The following is a 22,606-nucleotide window of genomic DNA, read 5'->3' as shown; positions in this document are numbered from 1 at the left end:
GGTTCAGGCTCTCCAGACATAGAGCAGCACGAACAGGATGATCCAGATCACATCCACGAAGTGCCAGAACAGGGACGTGGCGATGACGCCTTCTTCGCCACCGTCGTAATTGCCGGGGACGAAGGATTTGGCCAGCATCAGGCCCATCAGCAGGATGCCGGTGAGCACATGCAGGCCATGGAAGCCGGTGAGCAGATAGAAGGTGCCTCCGAACGTGCCCGAGGTGAAGCCGAAGGTGAGGCCGCTCCACTCCACCGCCTGGCCGTAGAGGAAATAGGTCCCCATGGCCATGGTCAGCAGCCAGAAGCCCCGGAACAGCCAGATCTTCCCCTTGCCTTTGAAATGCTCGGCCACCACCATCGTCAGGGAGCTGGACACCAGCACCACCGTGTTGATCAGCGGCATGCGCCATTCGAGGCCGTCCACACCGGCGGGCAGCCAGTCGAGGGCGGAGAGGCGCAGCAGGGCGTAGCCACTGAAGAACGCCAGGAAGATGACGCTCTCTGAGCACAGAAAAATGATGAACCCGGTGAGGTTGTGGTTGGCGTGCTGGCCTTCGCCGTGGGCTCCGGACGGGCCGCTGGGGGGGATGGGGGTGCTGCTCATCGGATGGCCTCCTGAAGGGTGAGCGCGCGCTCGATCTCGCTCTGGTGCTCCACGAGCGGTTCACCGGTGCCATAGCCGTAGGGGCGGCTGATCACGGTGGGAACGTGCTCGCCGAAGTTGTCTTCCGCCGGTGGTGAGGGCAGCAGCCACTCCAGGCCGATGGCGTTCCAGGGGTTGTGCGGCGCCTTTGGACCGCGGGCCCAGGAGCTGATCATGTTGAGCAGGAAGGGGATGATCGACACCCCCAGCAGGAAGCCCCCGAGGCTGGCCAGCACGTTCCAGAAGGCGAACTCAGGGTCGTAGGAGGACACCCGCCGGGGCATGCCCATCAGGCCGAGGGGGTGCATGGGCAGGAAGCTGAGATTGGCGCCAATGAAGGTGAGCAGAAAATGCAGCTTGCCGAGGCCCTCGTAGGGCATGCGGCCCGTGAACTTGGGGAACCAGTGGTAGATGGCGGCGAACACACCCATGACGGCGGCGCCATAGATCACGTAGTGGAAGTGGCCCACCACGAAGTAGGTGTTACTGACGTGGATGTCAATCGGTACGGTGGCCAGCATGATGCCGGTGATGCCGGCAAAGACGAAGTTGAACAGGCCGCCGAGGCAGAACAGCATCGGGGTGGTGAGCCGGATCTTGCCTCCCCACATCGTTCCCAGCCAGGCGAACACCTTCACCCCGGTGGGTACGGCGATCAGCATCGTGGTGACCATGAACAGGTTGCGCATCCACTGGGTGACGCCGCTGGGGAACATGTGGTGCACCCAGACGATCAGTCCCAGGCCAACGATGATGAAGGAGGCGAGACACACATAGACGTAGCCGAACAGGGGCTTGCGCGAATAGACGGGGAACAGCTCCGAGAAGATGCCGAACACCGGCAGGATGATCACATACACCGCCGGGTGGGAATAGAACCAGAAGAAGTGCTGATAGAGCACCGGATCGCCGCCCCCTTCGGGCCTGTAGAACGACGTGCCGACGCTCAGATCCAGCAGCAGCATCACGGCGCCGCCGGTGAGGGCGGGCAGGCCGATCAGCTGCAGGGTCTGGGCGGCCAGGGCGGTCCAGCAGAAGACGGGCATGCGGAACAAGCCCATGCCCGGAGCCCGCATGCGCAGGATCGTGGTGACGAAGTTCACCGCTCCCATGATCGAGGAAACGCCGGACAGGGCCACGGCCAGCACCCAGAGGAACTCGCCGTTGATCAGGTGGCCGAGCGGGTTCTGCAGGCTCACCGGGGGATAGGACCACCAGCCGGAGGTGGCCGGGCCGCTGGGCACGAAGAAGCTGGCGATCAGCAGGATGCCGAACACGGGCACCAGCCAGAAGGCGGCGGTGTTGAGCCGCGGAAACGCCATGTCGGGGGCACCGATCATGGTGGGAATCAGCAGGTTGTTCAGCCCATTGAGCACCGGAAAGATGAACAGGAACAACATGATCGTTCCGTGCATCGTGTAGAGGCCGTTGTACACGGTGCGATCCACCAAGTCGGAAGCAGGTGTGATCAGCTCCCCTCGGATGATCATGGCCAGCAGGCCACCCACCAGGAAGAAGAAGAAGGCCACCACGATGTACTGGATACCGATCACCTTGGCGTCGGTACTGAAGCCGAAGTAACGCCGCCAGGAGGCGGGGGGTTCGGGGGAGAGGGTGGTGCTGGTCATGGCCTCAGGCGTCGTGGGGAAGGGTGCTGGAACCGGGAACGTTGACCTGGGGCGGGGGAGCCGGCACCACCGTGGGCCAGCCGCCGCGGGGATTGGTCTGTTGCTCGGTGTATTCGGCAGCGGCGACGCTGAGGCCGCTCTGCAGGGGGGCGGCGGCAGCCTGCTTCAGCCAGAGGGCATGATCATCGGCGGTCTCGACCACCACATCGGCCTGGTTGGCGGCGAACCAGGTGCCGCTGAACTGGGAGTCGCGCAGGCGGTAGCGGCCCAGGCGGGTGGGGGTGAGGCTGAAATCGATCGCCCGGCCAGGGATCACATCCTGCTTGAGCCGAAAGGCCGGGATGAAGAAGCCGTGCAGCACGTCTTCGGAGACCAGCCGGAACGTGATCGGCCGGTTCAGCTCCAGGTGCAGCTCCGTGCTGGAGACGTGCTGGCCGGGGTAGCGAAACTCCCACGACCATTGCCTGGCGATCACCTCCACCTGCTCGACCGGCAGCCGGCCGCCGGGGTACCCCCCCTGCTGCTCCTGGGGATTGCGCAGATGGATGTGCTCCATCGGACCCAGTACCCCCAACTCCGTGTTGATCTGAATGGCGTACCAGGCGATGGCCATCACCAGCACGAAGGGGATGGCGGTCCAGATCACCTCCAGCTTGGTGTTGCCCTCGATCGGTTCGGCATCGCTTTCGTCGTACTTCTCGGCGCGGTGCACGAGCATCACCCAGCCCATCACCGAGACCACCCCCAGAAACACGAAGGTGCCGACGCCGGTTTCGAAGCTGAACAGGCCATCCACCAGTGGGGCGGCATTGGAGGCCTGCACCGGCAGCCAGCGATAGGACTCGCCGGCCATCCAATAACTGATCAAGGCCAACAGGCCGATCCAGATGGCAAGGGCCGCCAGGGCGATGGGGCCAGGGCGGCGTGGGGTGGAGGAGGTCATGGGGAGGGGGCCCTTAGGGAAGGGCGGTGCGGAGATTGGCTCCGCTGGCCAGGAGCTGGTCGGCGGTGATGTGGACGCCGAATTCGGCCGCCAGCTCGGCACCGAGGGTGCCGTGCAGGCCGATCACCAGGAACAGGGCCAGTCCCACCAGCAGGTAGAGCCACTGCACCTGCCGGCCCATGTCCCGGCGCCACAGAAAGCGCTGGTAGCCGCGCCAGACCGTCATGGCGATGATCGCCACCAGGATCGCCACCCCGCCGACGCCATGCCAGAGCATGGTTTCCATGCTCTGGAGCCCGATGCTGCTGGTGACGCCCGGCAACGGCACCGCCAGCAGCATCTCGAAGAAGCCCGCCGCCACGGTGAAGAAACTGACGATGGCGCAGGCCAGCAGGTTGTACCAGCCCACGTCGTGGAAGCCGGCCCGGGTGATCGGCAGGGCCAGGAAGCGGAACACCCGCTTTTCGATCGGATAGAGGGCGCCGACGATGTCGAAGGCGATGGCGATCACGAACAGGCCGATCGTGAAGTGGACCAGATTCGGATGGATCGGCAGGCTGTAGGGCAGGTCGTTGGGGCCCAGCCAATCACCCAGCTGCTGGATCGGGGCCTCGGTCTGGAGCAGGGAGACGGCCATCAGATCAGTCCGGCACGGCCGGCGGCCACCACCGGCACCGTATGCAGGCCATACACCCAGATCAACTGGTTGCCCAGGGTGACCTGCACCACCACCAGCGCGGCCAGCACCCCACCGGCGGCCAGGAAGGGCAGCGGCAGGGTCTCGGGGTCACGGTTGCGCAGCACGTAGCGCCAGCCGGTGAGCACCGACAGGATGCCGGCCAACGACCAGCCCAGGGTGCTGTGCAGGTTGAGGATCGAGCGTGAGGCCCCATAGGGATCGGCCAGGCCCGCTTCCACCTGGCCGAAGATGATCGCCACGAAGATGGCCCCTGTGGCGAAGAGCAGATTCCAGAAGCTGACTTCAAACAGATTCGGCCGGCGCATCACGACGCCGATCAGATCGAAGACCACGCTGATCACCGCCATGGCGATGACGAAGTGGACCACGATCGGATGGAGGGTGTCCATCCAGGGCAGGTTGTGATCGTTGAGGGCTGGCAGCAGTTGCTGCATCGGGCACCGGCCACGGTGGGCACCTTCACCTTGGCCAGACCCGGGCGACTGGCCTGGCTCTGTGATCTTTTGCTACAGCTTTGTGGCGGTACCCCGACCTGGCCGGACAACCGTTCTCAGTCCTGGTCGCTGGCGCCGAAGGCCTCCATCAGGGCGTCGCCCCAGCTGTTGATCGCTTCCAGTCTGTGGTCCGGGGCGCTGCTGATGGCGGCGGCATGGGCCTTGAGCAGGGTGGCCTTGCTGAACGCGTGGCCGTGGCTGCTGGCCAGAGCAACGATGTCATCGACCCCAGCGGCGGCCTGGAGTTTCTGCCGCAACTGACCATCGGCGGCGGCGCTGCTGAGGAAGGCCTGCAGGGCGGAGTGCGACACGGGCAGCCAGCGGGTGAGGGACTCTGCATCCTGGCAGGACAGCGCTCCCAGACCCGGAGATTGCCCCTACCTTTCAGACATCCAGAGCGGCGCATCGATGCCAAAGGAACGCTTCTTCCTTGAGCTTGAGCCGAGCGACGCCGTGATGAAGAGCTGGCCCCACGTGGTGATCGTGGGTGGAGGCTTTGCCGGTCTGAAAGCGGCCCACCGGCTGGCGGGCCAGCCGGTGCGGGTCACGCTGGTGGATAAGCGGAACTTCAACCTTTTTCAGCCCCTGCTCTATCAGGTGGCCTCCGGTCTGGTTTCCGAGGGCGACGTGGCGACGCCCCTGCGGCTGTTGCTCGCCAAGGCGGCCAATGTGCAGGTGCTGCTCGGCGAGGTGGTCGATCTCGATGCCGCCTCCCGGGAGGTGGTCTTCAACGATCGCCGCCTGCGCTACGACAGCCTGATCCTGGCCACCGGCTCCGGCAGCACCTACTTCGGCCATGAGGACTGGCGCGAACTGGCGCCGCCGATGAAGATCCTCGAGCACGCCGATGAGATCCGGCGGCGGGTGCTGTCGGCCCTGGAGGAGGCCGAGCAGACGCCGGATCCCGAACGCTGTCGCTTTCTGCAGTCGGTGGTGGTGGTCGGCGGCGGCCCGTCCGGCTGCGAACTGGCCGGATCGATCAACGAGCTGATGCGCCACGCGGCGCGGCGCGACTTCCGCCAGCTGGATCCCGCGCTCTGCCGCGTGATGCTCGTGGACCCCGGCGATCGGCTGCTGCGGGCCATGGATCCGTCGCTGTCCAAAGCGGCGGGCGATTACCTCGTCTCCCGCGGTGTCGAGCTGGTGCTGGGCGGCCGGGTGCAGAGCATCGAGGCCGGCCGCCTCACCGTGGCCTTCAAGGCACCGGCACCGGGAACCCCCGGCGAGCGGGTGCTGGAGGCGGCCACCATCTGCTGGAGTGCCGGGGTGCGGGCCTCCCACCTCGGCAAACTGCTGGCGGAGCGCACCGGTTGCGCGGTCGATCGCGGCGGGCGGGTGGTGGTCGAGCCCGATTTCTCGATTGCCGGCCATCCCGAGATCCGGGTGGTGGGCGATCTGTGCTCCTATTCCCACACGGCCGATGGCAAGCCCCTGCCGGGCATGGCCGGACCGGCGGTGCAGATGGGGGGCTGGGTCGCCCAAGACCTGCTGGCCCAGCTGGGCGGTCAGCGGCAGGCCCCCTTCCGCTGGTTCGACTTCGGCAGCATGGCGGTGATCGGTCCCCTCTGCGCTGTCGCCGATCTGCGGGGTCTCAAATTCACCGGGCCTGTGGGTTGGCTGCTCTGGGGTCTGGCCCACCTCGCCTTCATGCCCGCCAACGAGAACCGCCTCACCCTGCTGACCAAGTGGCTGTGGGTGATCGCCACCCAGCAGCGCGCCAGCCTGCTGATCACCGGCCGGACCGATCAGCACATGGGTGTGGAGGTGGGCCTGGAGCGGGCCGAACGGGCGGAGGATCCCCCTGCGGCCTCGGCGGAGCAGCCGGCGGCGGCCTGAAGGCTCAGAGGCCCGGGCTGCTGTGCATCAGGCCACCATCGGCGAAAATCGTGGTGGCGGTGATGTAGCTGGCGGCGTCGCTGGCCAGGAAGCCCACCACCTTGGCGATCTCCTCCGGCTGGGCCATGCGGCCCATGGGGATGGCGGCGTTGAGCTTGGCCAGCAGTTCGGGATTGTTCATGGTGGAGTCGTTGATCGGCGTGGCCACGGCGCCGGGGCCCACATTGACGATCGTGATGCCGTGGGGCGCCAGTTCCAGGGCCGCGGTGCGGGTGAGCATGCGCACGCCCCCCTTGGCGCAGCAGTAGGGGGTGTTGTCGGGCATCGGCCAGTCCTCGTGCACCGAGGAGATGTTGATGATGCGGCCACCGCCACCCTGGGCGATCATCTGCTTGGCGGCGAACTGGGTGGCGAAGAAGACGCCGCGCAGGTTGACATCCAGCACCTTGTCGAAGTTGTCAGGGGTGGTGGTGAGGATCGAGGTGCGGGTTTCGATGCCGGCGTTGTTGATCATCACATCAAGTCGACCGTATTTCGCCACGGTGGCGTCCACCAGCCGTTGCAGGTCATCGAGCTTGCCCACATCGGCTTGAACCCCGAAGCTGCTGCCGCCATAGGCGCCGATTTCACGCTCCAGCTCTTCGGTGGCTTCGGGATGGGAGCGGTAATCGATCACCACCTTGGCGCCAAGTTCGGCCAGGTATTCGACGATCGATTTGCCGATGCCGCTGTTACCACCGGTGACGATGGCGACCTTGCCTTGCAGCAGGGTGGAGAGGGCCTTGCCGGCCAGGGGGTTGGAGCTCGTCATCGGGTGGGGCCAGCAAAAGAATGTGGTGGGACATCCACGGGCCCATCCTAGGGACGACCACCGATCAGGCCCAGTGAATGGATGGTGTCAGCATCGGAAACTCACCATCAAAAAGCAGGGGCCATGGCATCACGGCTCATGGCCCCTAGCCTGTTGCGGAACCGAGTGGAACCAGCCCGATGGACGGTGATGCGTGGCGGGGGCCGGACAGGAATGGGAACCGGAATGGGCAGGCCGCCGCTTCGGTGACGAAGGGCGCGGCGCTCCTGGTGGCAGCGTTCCTGGCCAACACACTCCAGAGTGCGTTCGCGCGGGCGGTGGGTGCCGACATGGACGCCTTGACGTTCACCTGGCTCACCTTCGTTCTGGCCTTGGTCCTGCTGATTCCGGTGCTGGTTGTGCGCGGCGGTCGCGATCTGTCCACCGCTGTGTTGCCCCTGCATCTGCTCCGTGGTGGCATGGGAATGGGGGGCTTCCTGCTGTTCATGGCCGCCGCCAAGCTGGTGAATCTGGTCAATGCCAATGTCCTGCTGAATACGACACCAATGTTCATCCCATTGCTGGCCTGGCTGGTCCTCAAGCAACGGATTCCTGCCAATCTCTGGAAGGCGTTGGCGGTGGGATTTGCCGGCATGGTGATTGTCGTGCAGCCCAATGCGAGCCTCCTTGACAAGCCCGGCGATCTCCTTGGCCTGGCTGCAGGCTTTGTCTGCGCCATTGAGTTTCTGGCTGTGAAATCTCTGGGAAAGAGCGAGTCTTCTTTCACCCAGCTTGCCTATTTTCTGACGATCGGCAGTCTGACATCCAGTCTGATGATGTTGGGGCGATTTCAGAGCATCACGTGGCATCAACTCCTGTTGGTGCTGGCCTCGGCCGTCTGCTTGCTCAGCTTCCAGTTGCTGTTGATCCGCGCCTACAGTTTTGCCGATCCAAGCGCCATTGGAGCCTTTCAGTATTCGTCCGTGATCTTCGCTGGCTTGATCGGTTGGATCTGGTTTGAGCAGATCCCGAATCTCGGCGTGGTGGTCGGTACCGTGCTGATCTGCATCGGTGGCGTGCTCAGCCTGGTCTGGCAGAACCCGCCGCGACCGACCCCTGATTGGAGCGCCTGACGTCGCCATGGCCGGCGCTCTCCCTTTGACTGGCCCCATCCCTCTGGTGACCTGCCGACGATGCTGCTGCCCCACATCGAGAGCATCGGCTTCACCAGTGCCGATGCCGAAGCCAGCGCCGCGTTCTTCGAGACCTACCTGGGCTTCCGGCGCCTGGGGGAGGCTCGATTGCTGGAGGGGGGCGCCTATGCGGCGCTGGTGGGCCTGCCCGGAGCCCGCCTCAAGGTGCTGCGGCTGGCGATCGGTGCGGAGGTGCTGGAGCTCACTGAGGTGCTCGAGCGTCCCGGCGGCACCCGGCCGGGACGGCCGGTCCCGGCTGATTCGCGCAGCAACGACCGCTGGTTCCAGCACGGCTGCCTGGTGGTGAACGACATGGCGGCGGCCCTGGCCCTGCTGCAGCCCGCCTTCGCGGCCGGGCGGATCACGCCGATCTCGACGGCGCCCCAGCGGCTGCCGGATTGGAACACGGCCGCCGCCGGCATCTTGGCCTACAAGTTCCGCGATCCGGAAGGCCATCCGCTGGAGCTGCTGCAGTTCCCGCCCGATAAGGGGGAGCCCCGCTGGCACGTTGGCGCGCCCGGGCCGCTGCTGGGCCTCGACCACAGCGCTATCGGCATCGCCGACACCGCCGCCAGCGGCCGTTTCTACCGCGAGCTCCTGGGCCTGGCTGCCGGCGGGGATGGCGTCAACAGCGGCCCGGAACAGGATGGGCTCGATGGTCTGGTGGGAACCCGGGTGCACATCACCGGCCACCGCTGCCCCACCGGCGCCGGCGTCGAGTGCCTCGACTACCGCGAACCCGGCGGTGGCCGGCCGATGCCCGCCGATCACGGTCCCCAGGACCTGGCCCACTGGCAACTGCGCCTGCGGGTGGCCGATCTGGAGCCGATCGCCGCTCGGGCCGAGGTCCTCGGCGGCCGTCTGATCTCCGGCGGCATCATCGCGCTGGGGGATCAGGCTGAGTCGATGGGGGCTCAGAGGGCCCTGCAGCTGGCCGATCCGGATGGCCATCGGCTCCAGCTGCTGCAGGGCTGAGCTCCACGGTCAGCACCACGACCGAGCGTGGTGCCAGCGTGTAGGTGTCCCCCACCAGGGCCGGCGCGCTGTCCCGGGGCACCACGTCCTCCGGGCTGGGCCGGGAGGTGTCGATCCAACGCTGCCAGGCGTGCGGGCCGGCTTCGGCGGCGGGCAGGCGGAACGTCAGCGGTTCCCACCAGGCGTTGACCATGGCGTGCCAACGGAACCGATGGCCGATGCTGGTGATCGTCACGGCGAAGGCATGGGAGCTGTCGCTCCAGTCGGGCTGGTTCGGTTCGACCCCATGCCAGCTCACCTGATGGCGTTGCACCAGTTCGCCAAGGCTGAGGCTGCGGGCGTTGACCACCACATCCCGTTGCTGGCGGTAGCTCAGCAGCTCCCGCACGAAGCGATGCAGGTCGGCCTGGCGCTCCAGCAACGACCAATCGAGCCAGCTGATCGCGTTGTCCTGGGCGTAGGCGTTGTTGTTGCCCTGCTGGCTGCGGCCCATCTCGTCCCCCATGGCCAGCATCGGCGTGCCGGTGGCCAGCAGCAGCAGGGTCAGCAGGTTGCGACGTTGCCGTGAGCGCAGGGCCAGGACATCAGCGTCCTGCGTGGGCCCCTCGATGCCGCAGTTCCAGCTGGCGTTGTCGTCGCTGCCGTCGCGGTTGTCTTCGCCGTTGGCTTCGTTGTGCTTGCCGTTGTAGCTGACCAGGTCGGCCAGGGTGAAGCCGTCGTGGCAGGTGATGAAATTGACGCTGGCTTCGGCTTCACGCTGCTTGTGGCCGTAGATGTCGGGGCTGCCGATCAGGCGCTGGCCGACGCTGGCCGCCAGGCCCCGGTCCCCCTTGATGAAGCGGCGCACATCGTCGCGGAAGCGCCCGTTCCACTCCTGCCAGTTGTCGCCGATGAAGCTGCCCACCTGGTAGAGGCCGGCGGCATCCCAGGCCTCAGCGATCAGCTTGGTGCCCGCCAGCACCGGGTCGGTGTCGATGTCCCAGAGGATCGGTGACAGGGGGGTGGGCTGGCCGGTCTGGTCCCGGTCCAGCACCGAGGCCAGATCGAAACGGAAGCCATCCACATGCAGGTGCTGCACCCAGTGGCGCAGGCTGTGGTGGATCAGGCGCCGCACCACCGGGTGGTTGGTGTTGAAGGTGTTGCCGCAGCCGGTGACATCGATGTAGGTGCCATCGCCGTTCTGGAGGTAGTAGTCGCCGTCGGCCAGCCCCCGGAAGCAGAAGGCCGGTCCCTCGGCGTCTCCTTCAGCGGTGTGGTTGAACACCACATCGAGGATCACCTCGATGCCGGCACGGTGCAGCGCCTTGACCAGGTCGCGGAACTCATCGATCACCGCCAGGGGATCGCTGCTGCAGCCGTAGCCGGGGTGGGGCGCGAAGAAGGAAACCGGCTGGTAACCCCAGTAGTTGCGGTGGCCGCTGGGGGCTGCCAGGGGATCAAAGGCGAAGACCGGCAGCAGTTCCACCGCCGTGATGCCCAGGTCCTGCAGGTAGGGGATCTTGCTGATCAGGCCCCGGTAGGTGCCCGCCTGCTCCGGCGGCAGACCGGCGCTGGGGTGGGCGGTGAAGCCGCGCACGTGAAGCTCGTAGATCACCGTCTCACGCGAGGGCCGGTGCAGGGGCCGATCCCCCTGCCAGTCGTAGGCGAGCGGATCGGCCACCACGCTCTTCATGGCGCTGCCCCAGTCGCCGGCGCTGCTGCGGCCTGGGGCGCGGCCGTAGCCCGGCGGCACCGCCAGGGCCAGACCATGGGGATCGAGCAGCAGGTTGGCCGGATCGAACCGCAACCCCAGCGCAGGCTGCCAGGCCCCCTCCACCCGCCAGCCATAAAGCTGGCCCGCCCCGATCCCCTCGACCCGGACATGCCAGTAATCGCCGGTGCGGTGCCGGGCGGGATCGAGGGCGAGGCGATGGCTGGGCTCGGCGTCCTCGACGCGGTCGAACAGGCACAGCTCCACCGCCGTCGCCCGGCGGGCGTAGAGGCTGAAGTTGACGCCGCCATCGCTCAGGGAGGCGCCCAGGGGGGCACTGCTTCCCGGGGACGGCAGGGCCGCCGTGGATGGGGTCATGGCGTTGGCAGGGGGGAGGTGGCAGGGGCTCCTGCTTCGCATGATGGCCAGGGGCGGAGGTTTCGCCCTGCTGCGGCGCCGATGGCCCACCCGGCTTACGTTGTGCCGGCAGGCCGTTCCGCTGCGTCGCGCGTCCATGGATCTCGAGATCGTCACGTTGCTCGTGCCCAGCGGCCCTTCCCTGGCGGCGGGCGTCGGCCTTCTGGTGCTTCGCCTGTTCGTGGGGCTGGCCTTCATTCGCCACGGCTGGCCGAAGCTGCGCAACCTCAAGACGTGGTCCACGGCGATGAAGACGCCGGAATGGCTTTGTTTCCTCTCGGCGGCCTCGATGTGGGGCGCCGGGATCGCCCTGATCCCGGGGCTGCTCACCCCCCTGGCGGCGCTGGCGATTCTGGTGTCAATGGCCTATGCCATGGTGCTGGAACTGGTCTCCGGTACCCCGTTCATCGCTCCCGATCCCTACCAGATCCCCGAGGGGGACTACGCCGGGCCGATGGGCGTCGGTGAACCGCCCAGCTGGGAGAAGGCGGCGATGTACGTGGTGATGTGCCTGGTGCTGATCACCTCCGGTGGCGGCCTTTTGTCCCTCGACAACCTGCTGATCGCCGACCTGCTGCGCGCGATCGTCTGAGCTTTCCACAGCAGGACGGCTCAGGCGGGTGGATCAAGACAAGACGGGCAGGCGCGGACAGGCCTCCACCAGGGTGCGGGTGATGGCGGCCTGGGGATGACTCAGCAGCTCGGCACCGGCGCCCTCCTCCACGACCCGGCCGCCGTCGAGCACGAGCACCCGGTGGCAGAAGCCGCCGGCCACCGAGAGGTCGTGGGTGATGAACAGCAGGCCGAGGCCGAGCCGCTCCTGCAGGCGGCGCAGCAGGGCCAGCACGTCGGCCTGCACCTCGGCGTCCAGCATGCTGACGCTCTCATCGCAGAGCAGCACCTGGGGTTCGAGGATCAGGGCGCGGGCGATCGCCACCCGCTGCTGCTGACCGCCCGAGAGCTGGCGGGGCAGACGGTTTTCGAAGGACTCGGGTGGATCCAGCCCCACCAGGGCCAGCTGCTCCCGGGCGCGACGGCGGGCCTCCGGGCGGCTGGCCAACCCATGGATCAGCAGGGGGTCGGCCACCGCCTCCCCCACCGTCATCTGGGGGTTGAGGCAGGCCAGGGGGTCCTGGAACACCATCTGCAGGCGGCGCCGTGCCCGCCGCAGGCAGCGGCCCCGCAGCTGGCGCAGGTCGACCCCCTGGAGCCGCACCGCCCCGCCCCGCACCGGCGCCAGTCCCATCAGGGCGCGGCAGAGGCTGCTCTTGCCGCAGCCCGAGGCCCCCACCACGCCGATGGTTTCGCCCTCGTGCAGCGTCAGGCTGACCCCATCCACCGCCTTGATCCAGCGCGGCTGCCAGGGCAGGGAGGGCAGGGGGTGCCAGCTGCGCAGTTCCTCCACCTCCAGCAGCACCGGTGCGGCGGCGGGGGCCTCGCTGTGGCCGCCCTCCCGCCGCCGGGCGGCCCCCACCAGCCGTTGGGCCAAGGGGGAGGCGGGCGCTGTGAGCAGCTGGCGGCTGGGGGCCTCCTCCACCAGACGCCCCTGGTCGAGCACGGCGATGCGGTCGCACCAGCGGCCGGCCATGGCCAGGTCGTGGCTGATCAGCAGCAGGGCGCTGCCGGTTTCGGTGCAGAGATCGCTCAGCTGGGCCATCACCTGTCCGGCCACGGCCACATCCAGGCTGGTGGTGGGTTCATCGGCGATCACCAGGGGCGGCTGCAGGGCCAGGGCCAGGGCGATGGCCAGGCGCTGGCGCATGCCGCCGCTGAACTCGTGGGGGAAGCTGCCGTAGCGCTCAGGGTCGATGCCCACCCGGGCCAGCAGCTCCCGGGCCCGCTGGCGACCCCCGCCGCGGTGGGCGGCCAGGGTGTCCCGCAGGTGCTCACCGATGGTGAGCAACGGATTGAGCCGGGTCATCGGGTCCTGGAACACCAGGCCCACCGCCTCGCCCCGCAGCCGGCGCAGGGCGGCGCGCCGGAGCTGGCGAGGGTCCTGGCCGGTCAGCAGCAGCTCCCCCTCGCAGACGCTGCCGGGGGGCAGCAACTGCAGCACGGCCCGGGCGACGGTGCTCTTGCCGCAGCCAGAGGGGCCCACCAGGGCGAGGCGCTCGCCTGCGGTCAGGGTGAGATCGAGCCCATCGAGGGTGGGTTGTTCACTGCCGGGATAGCGCACCAGCAGATGGCCGATCCGCAGTACCGGCGCCGCTGGGATGGTCGGAACGGGCAGGGCCATGGACGACGCCGGCGGCGAGCAGTCTGGATGGCCGAATGCGCAAATCCCCTGGTTCGTGACGATTGCCCCATACCATGGGGGGACCCTGAAGGGTGTGATGCTGAGAGTGGCGCCGGATCCAGGTTCCTCTCCGGTGGCCTACGCCTCGGTCCCAGCTTCTGGTGGAGATGGGATCCAGGAGGGCGTCGTGCCGCCCCCTGTGGTCTCCGCCTGCGCCGAATCCTCTGAGCGCACCTACGCCGTCCCTCTGCCGGCCTGGCTGCGCCAGAGCCTGCAGCAACGCCAGCCCGCCGGCGAGGAGTCCCACCCCGTCGATCCGGAGGCTTTGGTGGCCACCGCCTTCGACTTCGCCTACCAGCTCCACGACGGCCAGTTCCGGGCCAGTGGGGAGCCCTACATCGTCCATCCGATCGCCGTCGCCGGTCTGTTGCGCGACATCGGCGCCAGCGCGGCGGTGATCGCCGCCGGCTTCCTCCACGACGTGGTGGAGGACACCCAGGTCACCCCCGAGGAGATCGAGGCCCGTTTCGGCGAGGAGGTGCGCGCCCTGGTGGAGGGGGTCACCAAGCTGGGCGGCATCCATTTCACCAACCGCACCGAAGCCCAGGCGGAAAACCTGCGGCGCATGTTCCTGGCCATGGCCAGTGACATCCGGGTGGTGCTGGTCAAGCTGGCCGACCGGCTGCACAACATGCGCACCCTCGCGGCCCTCAAGCCCGAGAAGCAACAGCGCATCGCCAGGGAAACCCGCGACATCTACGCCCCCCTGGCCAACCGGCTGGGCATCGGCCGCTTCAAGTGGGAACTGGAGGATCTGGCCTTCAAGGTGCTGGAGCCCGAGTCCTATCGGGATGTGCAGCAGCAGGTCGCCACCAAGCGCAGCGAACGGGAGGAACGGCTGGGGGCCACGGTGCAGCTGCTGCGGGATCGGCTCGCCGCTGCAGGTCTGCAGGACTGCGAGGTGAGCGGCCGGCCCAAACACCTGTACGGCATCTGGAGCAAGATGCAGCGCCAGCAGAAGGCCTTCCACGAGATCTACGACGTGGCGGCGCTGCGCATCCTCTGCCCGGGCGTGGAGAGCTGCTACCGGGCCCTGGCGGTGGTGCACGACATCTTCCGGCCGATCCCCGGCCGCTTCAAGGATTACATCGGCCTGCCCAAGCCGAATGGGTACCAGTCGCTGCACACCGCCGTGATCGGCCGCCACCGCCCGATCGAGGTGCAGATCCGCACCACCGACATGCACCAGGTGGCGGAGTACGGCATCGCCGCCCACTGGAAGTACAAGGAGGGGGGGTCACCGGCGGCCGGTGATACCGAGCGATTCAACTGGCTGCGGCAACTGGTCGACTGGCAGAAGGACGACGGTGGCGAGGACAGCAGCGACTTCCTGGCCTCGATCAAGGAGGACCTCTTCGATGAGGAGGTGTTCGTGTTCACCCCCAAGGGGGACGTGGTGGGGCTGCGCAAGGGATCCACCGCCGTCGACTTCGCCTTCCGCATCCACTCGGAGGTGGGCAACCATTGCCAGGGCGTGCGCATCAACGACCGCCTCTGTCCCCTGGCCACTCCGCTCCAGAACGGCGACTTCGTGCAGGTGATCACCGCCAAGAACGCCCACCCGAGCCTCGACTGGCTCAACTTCGTGGCCACCCCCACGGCCCGCAATCGCATCCGGGGTTGGTACAAGCGCAGCCACCGCGACGACAACATCCAGAGGGGCACCGAGATGCTCGAGCGGGAGCTGGGCCGTGACGGCTTCGACGCCCTGCTCAACGGAGAAGCGATCGCTCGGGTGGCGAAACGCTGCAACCTGGTGGGCACGGAGGATCTGCTGGCAGCCCTGGGCTTCGGCGGCGTCACCCTGCAGCAGGTGCTGAACCGCCTGCGGGAGGAGGTGCGCCTGAGCACCGCCGCCGCCGCCCCCGCGCCCACCAATGAAGAGGTGGCGGCCGGGGTGGCGGCGGCCCAGCCGCGCCATGCCCCCCACGCTCACCCCTCGAACAGCCCGATCCTGGGGCTGGAGGGCCTGGAGTACCGACTGGGTGGCTGCTGCAGCCCCCTGCCCGGTGAGGGGATCGTCGGCACCGTGGCCCTGGGCAACCACGGCATCACCATCCACCGCCAGGATTGCGCCAACGTGCCCCAGGTGCCGGTGGAACGGCGGCTGCCGGTGCGCTGGAACCCTCTCGGGGAGGCGCAGCAGCGGCGCTACCCGGTGCGGCTGAGGATCGAGGTGCTTGATCGGGTGGGGGTGCTGAAGGACATCCTGATGCGCCTTTCCGACCACCGCATCAACGTCAGCGACGCCCGGGTGCGCACCAGTTCCGGCAAACCGGCCCGCATCGACCTGCGGGTCGAGCTGCTCAGCGCCGCCCAGCTGCGCACCACCATGGACCAGATCCGTTCGATGGCCGACGTGCTGGATCTCTGCCGCACCGGCATCGGCTGAACCGGCCCGCGGTTCGGGATCGTGGGCCTACGTGGAGGCGCCCTTGGCGCCGATGAGCACCTCCAGGACGCTGCCCCGGGCGTGGATGGAAAGAACCAGCAGATAGGGGGCGAGAAACAGAAGGCCGCCGACACTGGCCAGCAGGCCGAGGCCGAGGCCCTTGGCGGAGAAGTCGTGTCGCCACGCCACCCAGAAGCCGCAGATCAGCAGGAAACACAGGAAGTCCAGATGGAACTGGCCGGGCCAGCCAAGCGCTCGGACGTCCCTGAGGAACACCGACAACAGATCGATGCCGTGCTCGGCGATCACGACCAGCGTGTAGCCGGCCACGGCCAGCCACATCAGAACCAGGCAGACACGAAAGGCAGTCATGACGGCAGCTTGGCGATGGGGAGGGACGAGAGGATGGTTCTCAGGGACTCTGGCGGACATGGGGCATCAGGAAGGCCATGAAGTCCGCTTTGCCGAGAGGCACTCCCAGCCGACGAAGAATGGCATAGGTTGTGGTGATGTGAAAGTAGAAATTGGGGATCCAGAAGTCACTCACAAACAGCCGCGCAGACGTCTGGGTGAAGAGTCCGTTCCCCAGTTGCGTGTGCTTGGTCTCGTCCAGCCTGGAATCGTCGGCATCAATGCTCTCCAGCAGCCCCTTGGTTTCCTCGATATGGGAATAGGCCAACCTGATGGTTAGAACGTCTGGATCAAGGTTGCTGCTGGCTTGGCCGGCGCACCAGTGGGAAAATCCCCGGGGTTGGTTGCAGACGAAGGCGATCTGGGTTCCGAGGGGGAGCATGTCCGGCGCCAGGCGTTCTTGCAGCGCGGCGTCCATGTCCGGAAGGTGGGTTTCGGCCTTGGACAGGAGGCCGCCCAGCGTGTCCAGCCGTGTGGAGAAAATGCGACGGAACTCGGTGATCTCAGCGTTCCCCATGGCCCCTCAGGCACCCTCCACCCCTCTTTATCAGGTCTGGGGAGTTTCGTGGGAGGGAGCGTGGCGATCCAGAGTGCCGTTCACTTCATGATCAGCACATCAACTCCGGGTGAGCGACCGCGCACCATCACACCCACGTCGTAGTCACTGCGGTGGAACTGCAGGTTGATCTCCTCGTCTCCCAGCCGCAGCCCGTTGATGTCCAGCAGGTTGAGCCCCCTCGGCAGGCAGGGATTGTGCAGGCGCACCTGCACCCGGCTGCTGCCGTGCTCCCGCTCGATCGCCATGCCCGTGACCGCCTCCAGCATGCCGAACACGCTGGCACTGGCCCAGGCCTGGGGACTGCAGGCCACCGGGTAGAAGGTGGGACCCTCTTCCTCCCGGCGCGGGAAGCCGCAGAACAGTTCCGGCAACTGGAACATCGGCACCGCACTGGCGGTCTCGAACAGGCCTGTGAGGATCTGCATGGCCTCGGAGCGGTGGCCATACCGGGCCAGACCCATGCCGATCAGGGCGTTGTCATGGGGCCAGACGGAGCCGTTGTGGTAGCTCATCGGGTTGTAGCGGCGCTCCCGTTCGTCCAGGGTGCGCACGCCCCAGCCGTTGAAACTGGTGGGTGCCATCAGCTGCCGGGCGATGGCCGCCGCCGCCTCCGTGGTGGCGATGCCGGTCCAGAGGCAGTGGCCGGCATTGGAGGCCCGCACCTGGCAGGGCTGGCCTTCGCCATCGAGGGCCAGGGCATAGGAATCGATCGAGGGGCTCCAGAAGGCCTGGTGGAAGCGGTGGCGCAGGGCGGCGGCCTCCTCCAGCAGCCCCTCCGCTTCCGTGGGCCTCCCCACGCGGTGCAGGATCGACGCCAGGGCGCGGCGGGCCCCATAGGCGTAGGCCTGCACTTCGCACAGGGCGATCGAGCCTTCGGCCAGGCGGCCGTCGGCGTGGTGGATGGAGTCGTCGGAATCTTTCCAGCCCTGGTTTCTCAGGCCGTTCTCGGCCACCCGCAGGTAGCGCAGGAAGCCATCGAAACTGCTGGCTTCGGCCCTGTGGATCCAGGCCATCGCCGCCTGCAGTTCAGGCAGCAGGCCGGCGACAAAATCCTGATCGTCACTGCGGCAGAGATAGTCGCCCGCCAGCATCAGAAACAGGGGCGTGGAGTCGACGGCGCCGTAATACCTCGAGAACGGCACTTCTCCGAGGGCCGCCATCTCCCCCAGCCGTGATTCATGCAGGATCTTGCCGGGCTCTTCGTCGTGGGCGGGATCGTTGGCAACTGCCTGGCGACTGGCCAGATAGCCGAGCACACCCCGCGCCAGCCGTGGTTCCACCATCAGCATCTGGCGCGCCGTGATCAGGCCGTCCCGGCCGAAGGGACAGCTGAACCAGGGCACCCCGGCATAGGGGTAGAGACCATGCTCCACCTGGCTGGCCAGCAGATGCACGTCGGAGAAGGAGCGCATCAGCCAGCTGTTGAAGGCCGGGTTGTCGCTGATCACCGAGGCGGCGCTGCGCCGGGCCTCCCGGAAGCGCTGGATCGTGGCGGTCATGGCGGCGTTGAAGTGATCTTCCGCGCCCAGCGGCGCTGGACTGGGATGGAAGTCCAAGACCAGGAAGAGTCGCCGGGTCTGCCTGGGTTCCAGGGTCAGCTGCAGGCTGATGTGCTCCTCGCTCACGTCCTCCACGGGATCGCTCAGACGCAGCACCGTCACCCGATCCTCCCCGTCCAGTCCCCGGTAGATCAGCTCCAGGGTGCCATCCACGCCACGGCGCACCGTGCGGCCCCGTTCCGACCTGACATAGCCCCTCACCTCGAAGATGTCACGGAAGTCCGCATCGAGGCGCAGGGTCAGCGGCATCACAACGGGCCGGTCCCCATAGCTGGTGAAGCAGAACTGCTGCAGGCAGGCGGTGGCGGTCAGGACGGTGCTGCGTTCCAGATGGATCGACATGGCCTCAGAGCCATAGGTGGTGCCGTCGTTGTTGCTCAGATGGCTCACGAGTACCCCAACCGCGCCACGTTCGGTGGAACTCAGCACCAGCGGCGCCCGCCCCCACAGCAACAGCTGCAGCCGGCTGACGTGACGGGTGCCGCGGTGAAAGATGCCGACATCCTGCTGGACGTCCGGGCAGATCTCGCCACGGGAATCCAGGATCGCGAAGGTTTCTTCGTTCTTGAGGACGAAGGGATGCAGCGGATCAGGCATGCACCGGTGTTCGGTGGGCAGGGGTGTGGCAGCGACGGGCCTGGATCTGGTGGCGGTAGAGCTGCTCGTAGTCCTCGGCCTGGCGACTGACCGAAAAGCTGACTTCAAAGTGGCTGCGGACCCGGGCACGGTCCAGCTGTTCCAGCGCGCCGACCGCGGCGATGGCCTCCTCCAGCGAGGCCACCAGGAAGCCGTTGATCCCGTGGCGGATGACTTCCGGGGTCGAGCCGTTGCGCCAGGCGATCACCGGTGTGCCGCAGGCATTGGCCTCGATCATCACCAATCCGAACGGTTCGGGCCAATCGATCGGAAACAGCAGGGCAAGGGCATGGCCCAGCAGATCCTGCTTGCCGGCGTCATCCACTTCGCCAATGAATTCCACCAGCGGGTTGTTGTTCAGCAACGGCTCGATGTGATCGTGGAAGTAGGGGGTATCCACCGGATCGATCTTGGCGGCCACTTTCAGCGGCAGGCCCACGGCCGTGGCGATCGCGATGGCGCGATCCAGCCGCTTTTCCGGTGAGATGCGGCCGATGAAGGCCAGATAGGGCCTGGGTGTGGCCTGGTAGCGATAGAGGTCGTTGGGTAATCCGTGGTAGACGTTGCCGAGCCAGTTGGCCCAGGGCACGGGCTGGCGCTGGGTTTCGGAGATCGAGACCAAGGGCACCTGATGGAAGTGGCTGTAGAGCAGCTTCTGCTCGGGTGCATGCAGGGGGCCGTGCAGGGTGTTGAGATGGGGAATGCCCAGCAGGTTGGACAGGGGGAAATGGGAGTGGCCGTTATGGAAATGGAGGATGTCGAAGTTATCGAGCTGCTCGACGACGCGGTCGAGCTGGATCGCATTGTGCACGCTGGCGTCAGACGCCTGCCCGCTCAGTCGCAGGGCCTGAGGGACACAGGCGCAGAGCTTGGCGCTGGTCAGGGAGTCGCCGCTGGCAAACAGAACCACGTCATGGCCCCGTCGCACGAGTTCTTCGGTGAGGTAGTGAACAACCCGTTCCGTTCCTCCATAGCCGACGGGTGGAACCCTCTCATGAAGGGTGGATATCTGCGCGATTCTCATCTCTTCACCTTCCTGCTTCAGATCCGTCGCTCCCTTTAACCCTATGCACAAATCTCCCGATGGATGGTGACACTGCAGATCTGCTGCAGTCCGGTAGTTTGTTGTTCAGGCGGAGGGGATGAGATGAGCTTCAGCGAGAGGCTGGAAAGAAGCACGACGGCCGCCCAGAGATCGGATGCCATGGCGATCGTTTCCTTCTCGTTGCGGTCTCCGCGGAACGTGCGATGGATGCCTGCCAGGGCTGCGGCGGAACTCCACGATGGCAGGGCCAGGCTGGTCAGCTCAAGCAGACCGATCAAAAGATGGGCAAAGCCGAGTCCCCTGACAAGCACCAGAGAATCCTGGGACTTCAGAGCAAGAATCACCTCGGCCGTATAGCGGGTCTGCGGAATCTGCTGCCATCCCGCTATTGCCAGTCGAACGCTCACTACCCAGAAGACGAACCACTTGCCGACCAGGACTCGCGTGAATGCGGCCTGGCTCATCAGCGACTCCACGATGAAACCGGTCGCCGGAAGAACGAGCATGAGGGCGACGACGATGGTCAGGTCCATGCCGGCTCCCCTTTCGACGCGTCCTGACCGTATCCAGACCCGGCCTAGTCGGCGCGCTTCTGATTGAGGATCCTGCCGGTCGCCGCGTCGATGGTGACCTCGATCCGGCCGCCCGGGCCGGCGACATCGGCGTCCCAGACGGTGCGGCCGTTTTCCGTATCCAGATCGATCGCCATCACCCGGCCCCCGGGAACGGCGGCCGCGGCGGTCGTGATCGCCTGCTGGACCGTGACCGCCGGACCGGGGCGCAGGGCTTCACGGGGGAGCGACTCCCGTTCCTGCCTCAGAACCGCCCCTGTGGTGGCGTTGAGGTAGAGCTCGAGGCCGGTGTTGTCGGGTCTGCGGACAAGCACCTCCCACACCGGCTGGCCGTCTTCGATGCCGGGATCGACGTCGACGACGGTCCCTCCGAGGATCCGCTGCAGGGCGATGGCGGCCGCCCTAGCGGCCGTGATTCGGGCGGTGCTGCCGGCTCCGCTGGCCAGCGCCTGTCCCGCACCCAGCCCCACACCCACGGCAAGGGCGAGCGCGGAGATGGACATGGTGATCCGACGAGTCATTGCAACGGTCTGCAAGGGAATCAACGTAACGCTGGCCGTTCCGCTCGGGCCCCGCTCCCTAGGGTCGGCCCGGCCACCGCCCACGCCCATGTCCGCCCGCCCCAACCCCTTGCTGGGGCTGTCCTTTGAGGGCGCCATCGAGGATCTCGGGCCGGAATACTGGGATGTGGTGGAGGCGGCCCAGTTTCCCCTCACCCGCCTGCGCTTCCGCAACGACACGCTGCTGCGTCAGCTCGGCCTGGATCCGGCCGCCATCAGCGACGCCGACCTGGAGGAGGCCTACGGGCGGTTCGAGGGCCGCACGCCCCTGCTGGCCCTCCGTTACCACGGCTATCAGTTCGGCAGCTACAACCCCCTGCTGGGAGACGGCCGCGGCTTCCTCTACGGCCAGCTGCGTGATCGCCACGGCCAGCTGCAGGACCTGGGCACCAAAGGCTCCGGCACCACCCCCTGGAGCCGGGGCGGTGATGGTCGCCTCACCCTCAAGGGGGGCGTGCGGGAGGTGATTGCCGCCGAGGCCCTGCAGCGCCTCGGCGTCAGCACCAGCCGCACCCTGACGCTGATCGAAACCGGCGAGGGTCTCTGGCGCGGCGATGAGCCCTCCCCCACCCGCAGTTCGGTGATGGTGCGGCTGGCCCGCACCCACCTGCGCTTCGGCACCTGCGAGCGGTTGCTGTTTCGGCGCCAGCCCGCCCAGCTGGAACGGCTGCTGCGGCATGTGGTGGCCGTCCATTACCCCCACCTGCAGGCGATCCACAGCGATGGCGAACAACTCCTGGTGGCTTTCTACGGCGAGCTGGTGCAGCGGGTGGCCCGGCTGGCGGCCGAGTGGATGGCGGCGGGCTTCACCCATGGGGTGCTCAACACCGACAACATGTCGCTGGCCGGTGAAAGCTTCGATTACGGCCCCTTCGCTTTCCTGGAAACCTGGGATCCGGGTTTCACCGCCGCCTATTTCGATCACGACGGCCTCTACGCCTACGGCCGCCAGCCCCTGATCTGCCAGCACAACCTGCGCCTGCTGCAGGAGCCCCTGGCGATGCTGTTGCCCCGGGCACCGCTCGAGGCGGCCCTGGAGGCGTTCGGCGCCGCCTACGACGCCCACTACCGCCGCCAGATGCGTCGCCGCCTCGGCTTCGACGCCGTCCTGGTGCCGTCTGAGGCTCTGGCTGACCTCCCTGATCCGGTGCCCCCCACCGTGCGGCTGCTGGCCGGCTGGCCTGTGGCCTATGGCCGTTTCTTCGCCGCCCTGGCCGAGCGCGTCCGGGCGGGCGGGCTGCCGGCCGCGGCCGACGACCTGGCGC

At 67.1% G+C, this 22,606-nt stretch carries 21 protein-coding genes; 6 read left to right on the top strand and 15 right to left on the bottom strand.

What is annotated here, in order from left to right; genetic code table 11:
* Nucleotides 1–3: 3 nt before the first annotated feature.
* From VB739_RS08295 to VB739_RS08270, 6 genes are all read right to left on the bottom strand, one after another.
* Complete coding sequence (locus VB739_RS08295; RefSeq protein ID WP_323356625.1) at nt 4–606, bottom strand: heme-copper oxidase subunit III; 603 nt, start codon at nt 604–606, stop codon at nt 4–6.
* The gene (locus VB739_RS08290; RefSeq protein WP_323356624.1) at nt 603–2,273 is read right to left on the bottom strand and encodes a cytochrome c oxidase subunit I; all 1,671 of its coding nucleotides are present in this window, start codon (nt 2,271–2,273) and stop codon (nt 603–605) included. Before VB739_RS08290 ends, VB739_RS08295 begins: the two co-directional genes overlap by 4 nt.
* Nucleotides 2,274–2,277: 4 nt before the next feature.
* Nucleotides 2,278–3,216, bottom strand: a complete 939-nt coding sequence (locus VB739_RS08285; RefSeq protein ID WP_323356623.1) for a cytochrome c oxidase subunit II — start codon at nt 3,214–3,216, stop codon at nt 2,278–2,280.
* A gap of 13 nt (nt 3,217–3,229) precedes the next feature.
* Nucleotides 3,230–3,853, bottom strand: a complete 624-nt coding sequence (locus VB739_RS08280) for a DUF2231 domain-containing protein (RefSeq protein ID WP_323356622.1) — start codon at nt 3,851–3,853, stop codon at nt 3,230–3,232.
* Nucleotides 3,853–4,350: a DUF2231 domain-containing protein gene (locus VB739_RS08275; protein ID WP_323356621.1), complete on the bottom strand. Its 498-nt coding sequence runs from the start codon at nt 4,348–4,350 to the stop codon at nt 3,853–3,855. Before VB739_RS08275 ends, VB739_RS08280 begins: the two co-directional genes overlap by 1 nt.
* A gap of 116 nt (nt 4,351–4,466) precedes the next feature.
* The gene (locus tag VB739_RS08270) at nt 4,467–4,721 is read right to left on the bottom strand and encodes a Nif11-like leader peptide family natural product precursor (protein WP_323356620.1); all 255 of its coding nucleotides are present in this window, start codon (nt 4,719–4,721) and stop codon (nt 4,467–4,469) included.
* Between the two features lie 97 nt (nt 4,722–4,818).
* Here VB739_RS08270 and VB739_RS08265 point away from each other — a divergent pair, with 97 nt between their 5' ends.
* On the top strand, nt 4,819–6,246 hold the full coding sequence (locus tag VB739_RS08265) for an NAD(P)/FAD-dependent oxidoreductase (RefSeq protein WP_323356619.1): 1,428 nt from the start codon (nt 4,819–4,821) through the stop codon (nt 6,244–6,246).
* A gap of 4 nt (nt 6,247–6,250) precedes the next feature.
* Here VB739_RS08265 and VB739_RS08260 read toward each other — a convergent pair whose 3' ends face one another.
* Nucleotides 6,251–7,057, bottom strand: a complete 807-nt coding sequence (locus tag VB739_RS08260; RefSeq protein ID WP_254991468.1) for an SDR family NAD(P)-dependent oxidoreductase — start codon at nt 7,055–7,057, stop codon at nt 6,251–6,253.
* 179 nt (nt 7,058–7,236) lie between these two features.
* On the opposite strand from VB739_RS08260, the gene VB739_RS08255 reads away from it, so the two are divergent.
* Together VB739_RS08255 and VB739_RS08250 are read left to right on the top strand one after the other, a co-directional pair.
* Nucleotides 7,237–8,169 carry a DMT family transporter gene (locus tag VB739_RS08255; RefSeq protein WP_323356618.1) on the top strand — a complete coding sequence of 311 codons (933 nt, stop codon included), beginning with the start codon at nt 7,237–7,239 and terminating at the stop codon, nt 8,167–8,169.
* Between the two features lie 60 nt (nt 8,170–8,229).
* On the top strand, nt 8,230–9,204 hold the full coding sequence (locus tag VB739_RS08250) for a VOC family protein (RefSeq protein ID WP_323356617.1): 975 nt from the start codon (nt 8,230–8,232) through the stop codon (nt 9,202–9,204).
* Here the strand turns inward: VB739_RS08250 and glgX are convergent.
* Nucleotides 9,107–11,272 (bottom strand): glycogen debranching protein GlgX, encoded by a 2,166-nt coding sequence (gene glgX, locus VB739_RS08245; RefSeq protein ID WP_323356616.1) that lies wholly within the window; start codon nt 11,270–11,272, stop codon nt 9,107–9,109. The genes VB739_RS08250 and glgX overlap by 98 nt on opposite strands.
* Nucleotides 11,273–11,408: 136 nt before the next feature.
* On the opposite strand from glgX, the gene VB739_RS08240 reads away from it, so the two are divergent.
* Entirely contained in the window at nt 11,409–11,903 is a 495-nt protein-coding gene (locus VB739_RS08240) for a DoxX family protein (protein ID WP_323356615.1), read from the top strand.
* A 33-nt stretch (nt 11,904–11,936) separates the two neighbouring features.
* On the opposite strand, the gene VB739_RS08235 is transcribed toward VB739_RS08240, so the two are convergent.
* Nucleotides 11,937–13,547, bottom strand: coding sequence for an ABC transporter ATP-binding protein (locus VB739_RS08235; protein ID WP_323356614.1), 1,611 nt, complete (start codon nt 13,545–13,547; stop codon nt 11,937–11,939).
* 97 nt (nt 13,548–13,644) lie between these two features.
* On the opposite strand from VB739_RS08235, the gene VB739_RS08230 reads away from it, so the two are divergent.
* Entirely contained in the window at nt 13,645–15,999 is a 2,355-nt protein-coding gene (locus tag VB739_RS08230) for a bifunctional (p)ppGpp synthetase/guanosine-3',5'-bis(diphosphate) 3'-pyrophosphohydrolase (protein ID WP_323356613.1), read from the top strand.
* 27 nt (nt 16,000–16,026) lie between these two features.
* On the opposite strand, the gene VB739_RS08225 is transcribed toward VB739_RS08230, so the two are convergent.
* From VB739_RS08225 to VB739_RS08200, 6 genes are all read right to left on the bottom strand, one after another.
* On the bottom strand, nt 16,027–16,371 hold the full coding sequence (locus VB739_RS08225) for a hypothetical protein (RefSeq protein ID WP_323356612.1): 345 nt from the start codon (nt 16,369–16,371) through the stop codon (nt 16,027–16,029).
* Between the two features lie 40 nt (nt 16,372–16,411).
* Nucleotides 16,412–16,927, bottom strand: a complete 516-nt coding sequence (locus VB739_RS08220; protein ID WP_323356611.1) for a DUF1993 domain-containing protein — start codon at nt 16,925–16,927, stop codon at nt 16,412–16,414.
* 80 nt (nt 16,928–17,007) lie between these two features.
* Nucleotides 17,008–19,125, bottom strand: a complete 2,118-nt coding sequence (locus VB739_RS08215; RefSeq protein ID WP_323356610.1) for a glycogen debranching N-terminal domain-containing protein — start codon at nt 19,123–19,125, stop codon at nt 17,008–17,010.
* Nucleotides 19,118–20,188 (bottom strand): glycosyltransferase family 4 protein, encoded by a 1,071-nt coding sequence (locus VB739_RS08210; protein WP_323356609.1) that lies wholly within the window; start codon nt 20,186–20,188, stop codon nt 19,118–19,120. Before VB739_RS08210 ends, VB739_RS08215 begins: the two co-directional genes overlap by 8 nt.
* Nucleotides 20,189–20,229: 41 nt before the next feature.
* Nucleotides 20,230–20,742, bottom strand: a complete 513-nt coding sequence (locus tag VB739_RS08205; RefSeq protein WP_323356608.1) for a hypothetical protein — start codon at nt 20,740–20,742, stop codon at nt 20,230–20,232.
* 44 nt (nt 20,743–20,786) lie between these two features.
* Nucleotides 20,787–21,284, bottom strand: a complete 498-nt coding sequence (locus VB739_RS08200; RefSeq protein WP_323356607.1) for a PepSY domain-containing protein — start codon at nt 21,282–21,284, stop codon at nt 20,787–20,789.
* 106 nt (nt 21,285–21,390) lie between these two features.
* Between VB739_RS08200 and VB739_RS08195 the strand changes: the two genes are divergently transcribed.
* On the top strand, nt 21,391–22,606 hold a 1,216-nt coding region (locus VB739_RS08195), incomplete at its 3' end, for a protein adenylyltransferase SelO (protein WP_323356606.1).

The sequence above is a fragment of the Cyanobium gracile UHCC 0281 genome (assembly GCF_034931305.1).
Lineage (GTDB): Bacteria > Cyanobacteriota > Cyanobacteriia > PCC-6307 > Cyanobiaceae > Cyanobium > Cyanobium gracile_A.
Note: the sequence above shows the minus strand (reverse complement) of the source record. Positions and strands in the feature narration are given on the sequence as shown.

Bases quoted from the DNA above. Each gene is read 5' to 3' on its own strand.
- VB739_RS08205 (WP_323356608.1), bottom strand. From the start codon at position 20,742: ATGGACCTGACCATCGTCGTCGCCCTCATGCTCGTTCTTCCGGCGACC.
- VB739_RS08265 (WP_323356619.1), top strand. From the start codon at position 4,819: ATGCCAAAGGAACGCTTCTTCCTTGAGCTTGAGCCGAGCGACGCCGTG.
- VB739_RS08225 (WP_323356612.1), bottom strand. From the start codon at position 16,371: ATGACTGCCTTTCGTGTCTGCCTGGTTCTGATGTGGCTGGCCGTGGCC.
- VB739_RS08295 (WP_323356625.1), bottom strand. From the start codon at position 606: ATGAGCAGCACCCCCATCCCCCCCAGCGGCCCGTCCGGAGCCCACGGC.
- VB739_RS08290 (WP_323356624.1), bottom strand. From the start codon at position 2,273: ATGACCAGCACCACCCTCTCCCCCGAACCCCCCGCCTCCTGGCGGCGT.
- VB739_RS08240 (WP_323356615.1), top strand. From the start codon at position 11,409: ATGGATCTCGAGATCGTCACGTTGCTCGTGCCCAGCGGCCCTTCCCTG.
- VB739_RS08285 (WP_323356623.1), bottom strand. From the start codon at position 3,216: ATGACCTCCTCCACCCCACGCCGCCCTGGCCCCATCGCCCTGGCGGCC.
- VB739_RS08260 (WP_254991468.1), bottom strand. From the start codon at position 7,057: ATGACGAGCTCCAACCCCCTGGCCGGCAAGGCCCTCTCCACCCTGCTG.
- VB739_RS08215 (WP_323356610.1), bottom strand. From the start codon at position 19,125: ATGCCTGATCCGCTGCATCCCTTCGTCCTCAAGAACGAAGAAACCTTC.
- VB739_RS08255 (WP_323356618.1), top strand. From the start codon at position 7,237: ATGGACGGTGATGCGTGGCGGGGGCCGGACAGGAATGGGAACCGGAAT.
- VB739_RS08275 (WP_323356621.1), bottom strand. From the start codon at position 4,350: ATGCAGCAACTGCTGCCAGCCCTCAACGATCACAACCTGCCCTGGATG.
- VB739_RS08220 (WP_323356611.1), bottom strand. From the start codon at position 16,927: ATGGGGAACGCTGAGATCACCGAGTTCCGTCGCATTTTCTCCACACGG.
- glgX (WP_323356616.1), bottom strand. From the start codon at position 11,272: ATGACCCCATCCACGGCGGCCCTGCCGTCCCCGGGAAGCAGTGCCCCC.
- VB739_RS08210 (WP_323356609.1), bottom strand. From the start codon at position 20,188: ATGAGAATCGCGCAGATATCCACCCTTCATGAGAGGGTTCCACCCGTC.
- VB739_RS08230 (WP_323356613.1), top strand. From the start codon at position 13,645: ATGCTGAGAGTGGCGCCGGATCCAGGTTCCTCTCCGGTGGCCTACGCC.
- VB739_RS08250 (WP_323356617.1), top strand. From the start codon at position 8,230: ATGCTGCTGCCCCACATCGAGAGCATCGGCTTCACCAGTGCCGATGCC.
- VB739_RS08280 (WP_323356622.1), bottom strand. From the start codon at position 3,853: ATGGCCGTCTCCCTGCTCCAGACCGAGGCCCCGATCCAGCAGCTGGGT.
- VB739_RS08200 (WP_323356607.1), bottom strand. From the start codon at position 21,284: ATGTCCATCTCCGCGCTCGCCCTTGCCGTGGGTGTGGGGCTGGGTGCG.
- VB739_RS08235 (WP_323356614.1), bottom strand. From the start codon at position 13,547: ATGGCCCTGCCCGTTCCGACCATCCCAGCGGCGCCGGTACTGCGGATC.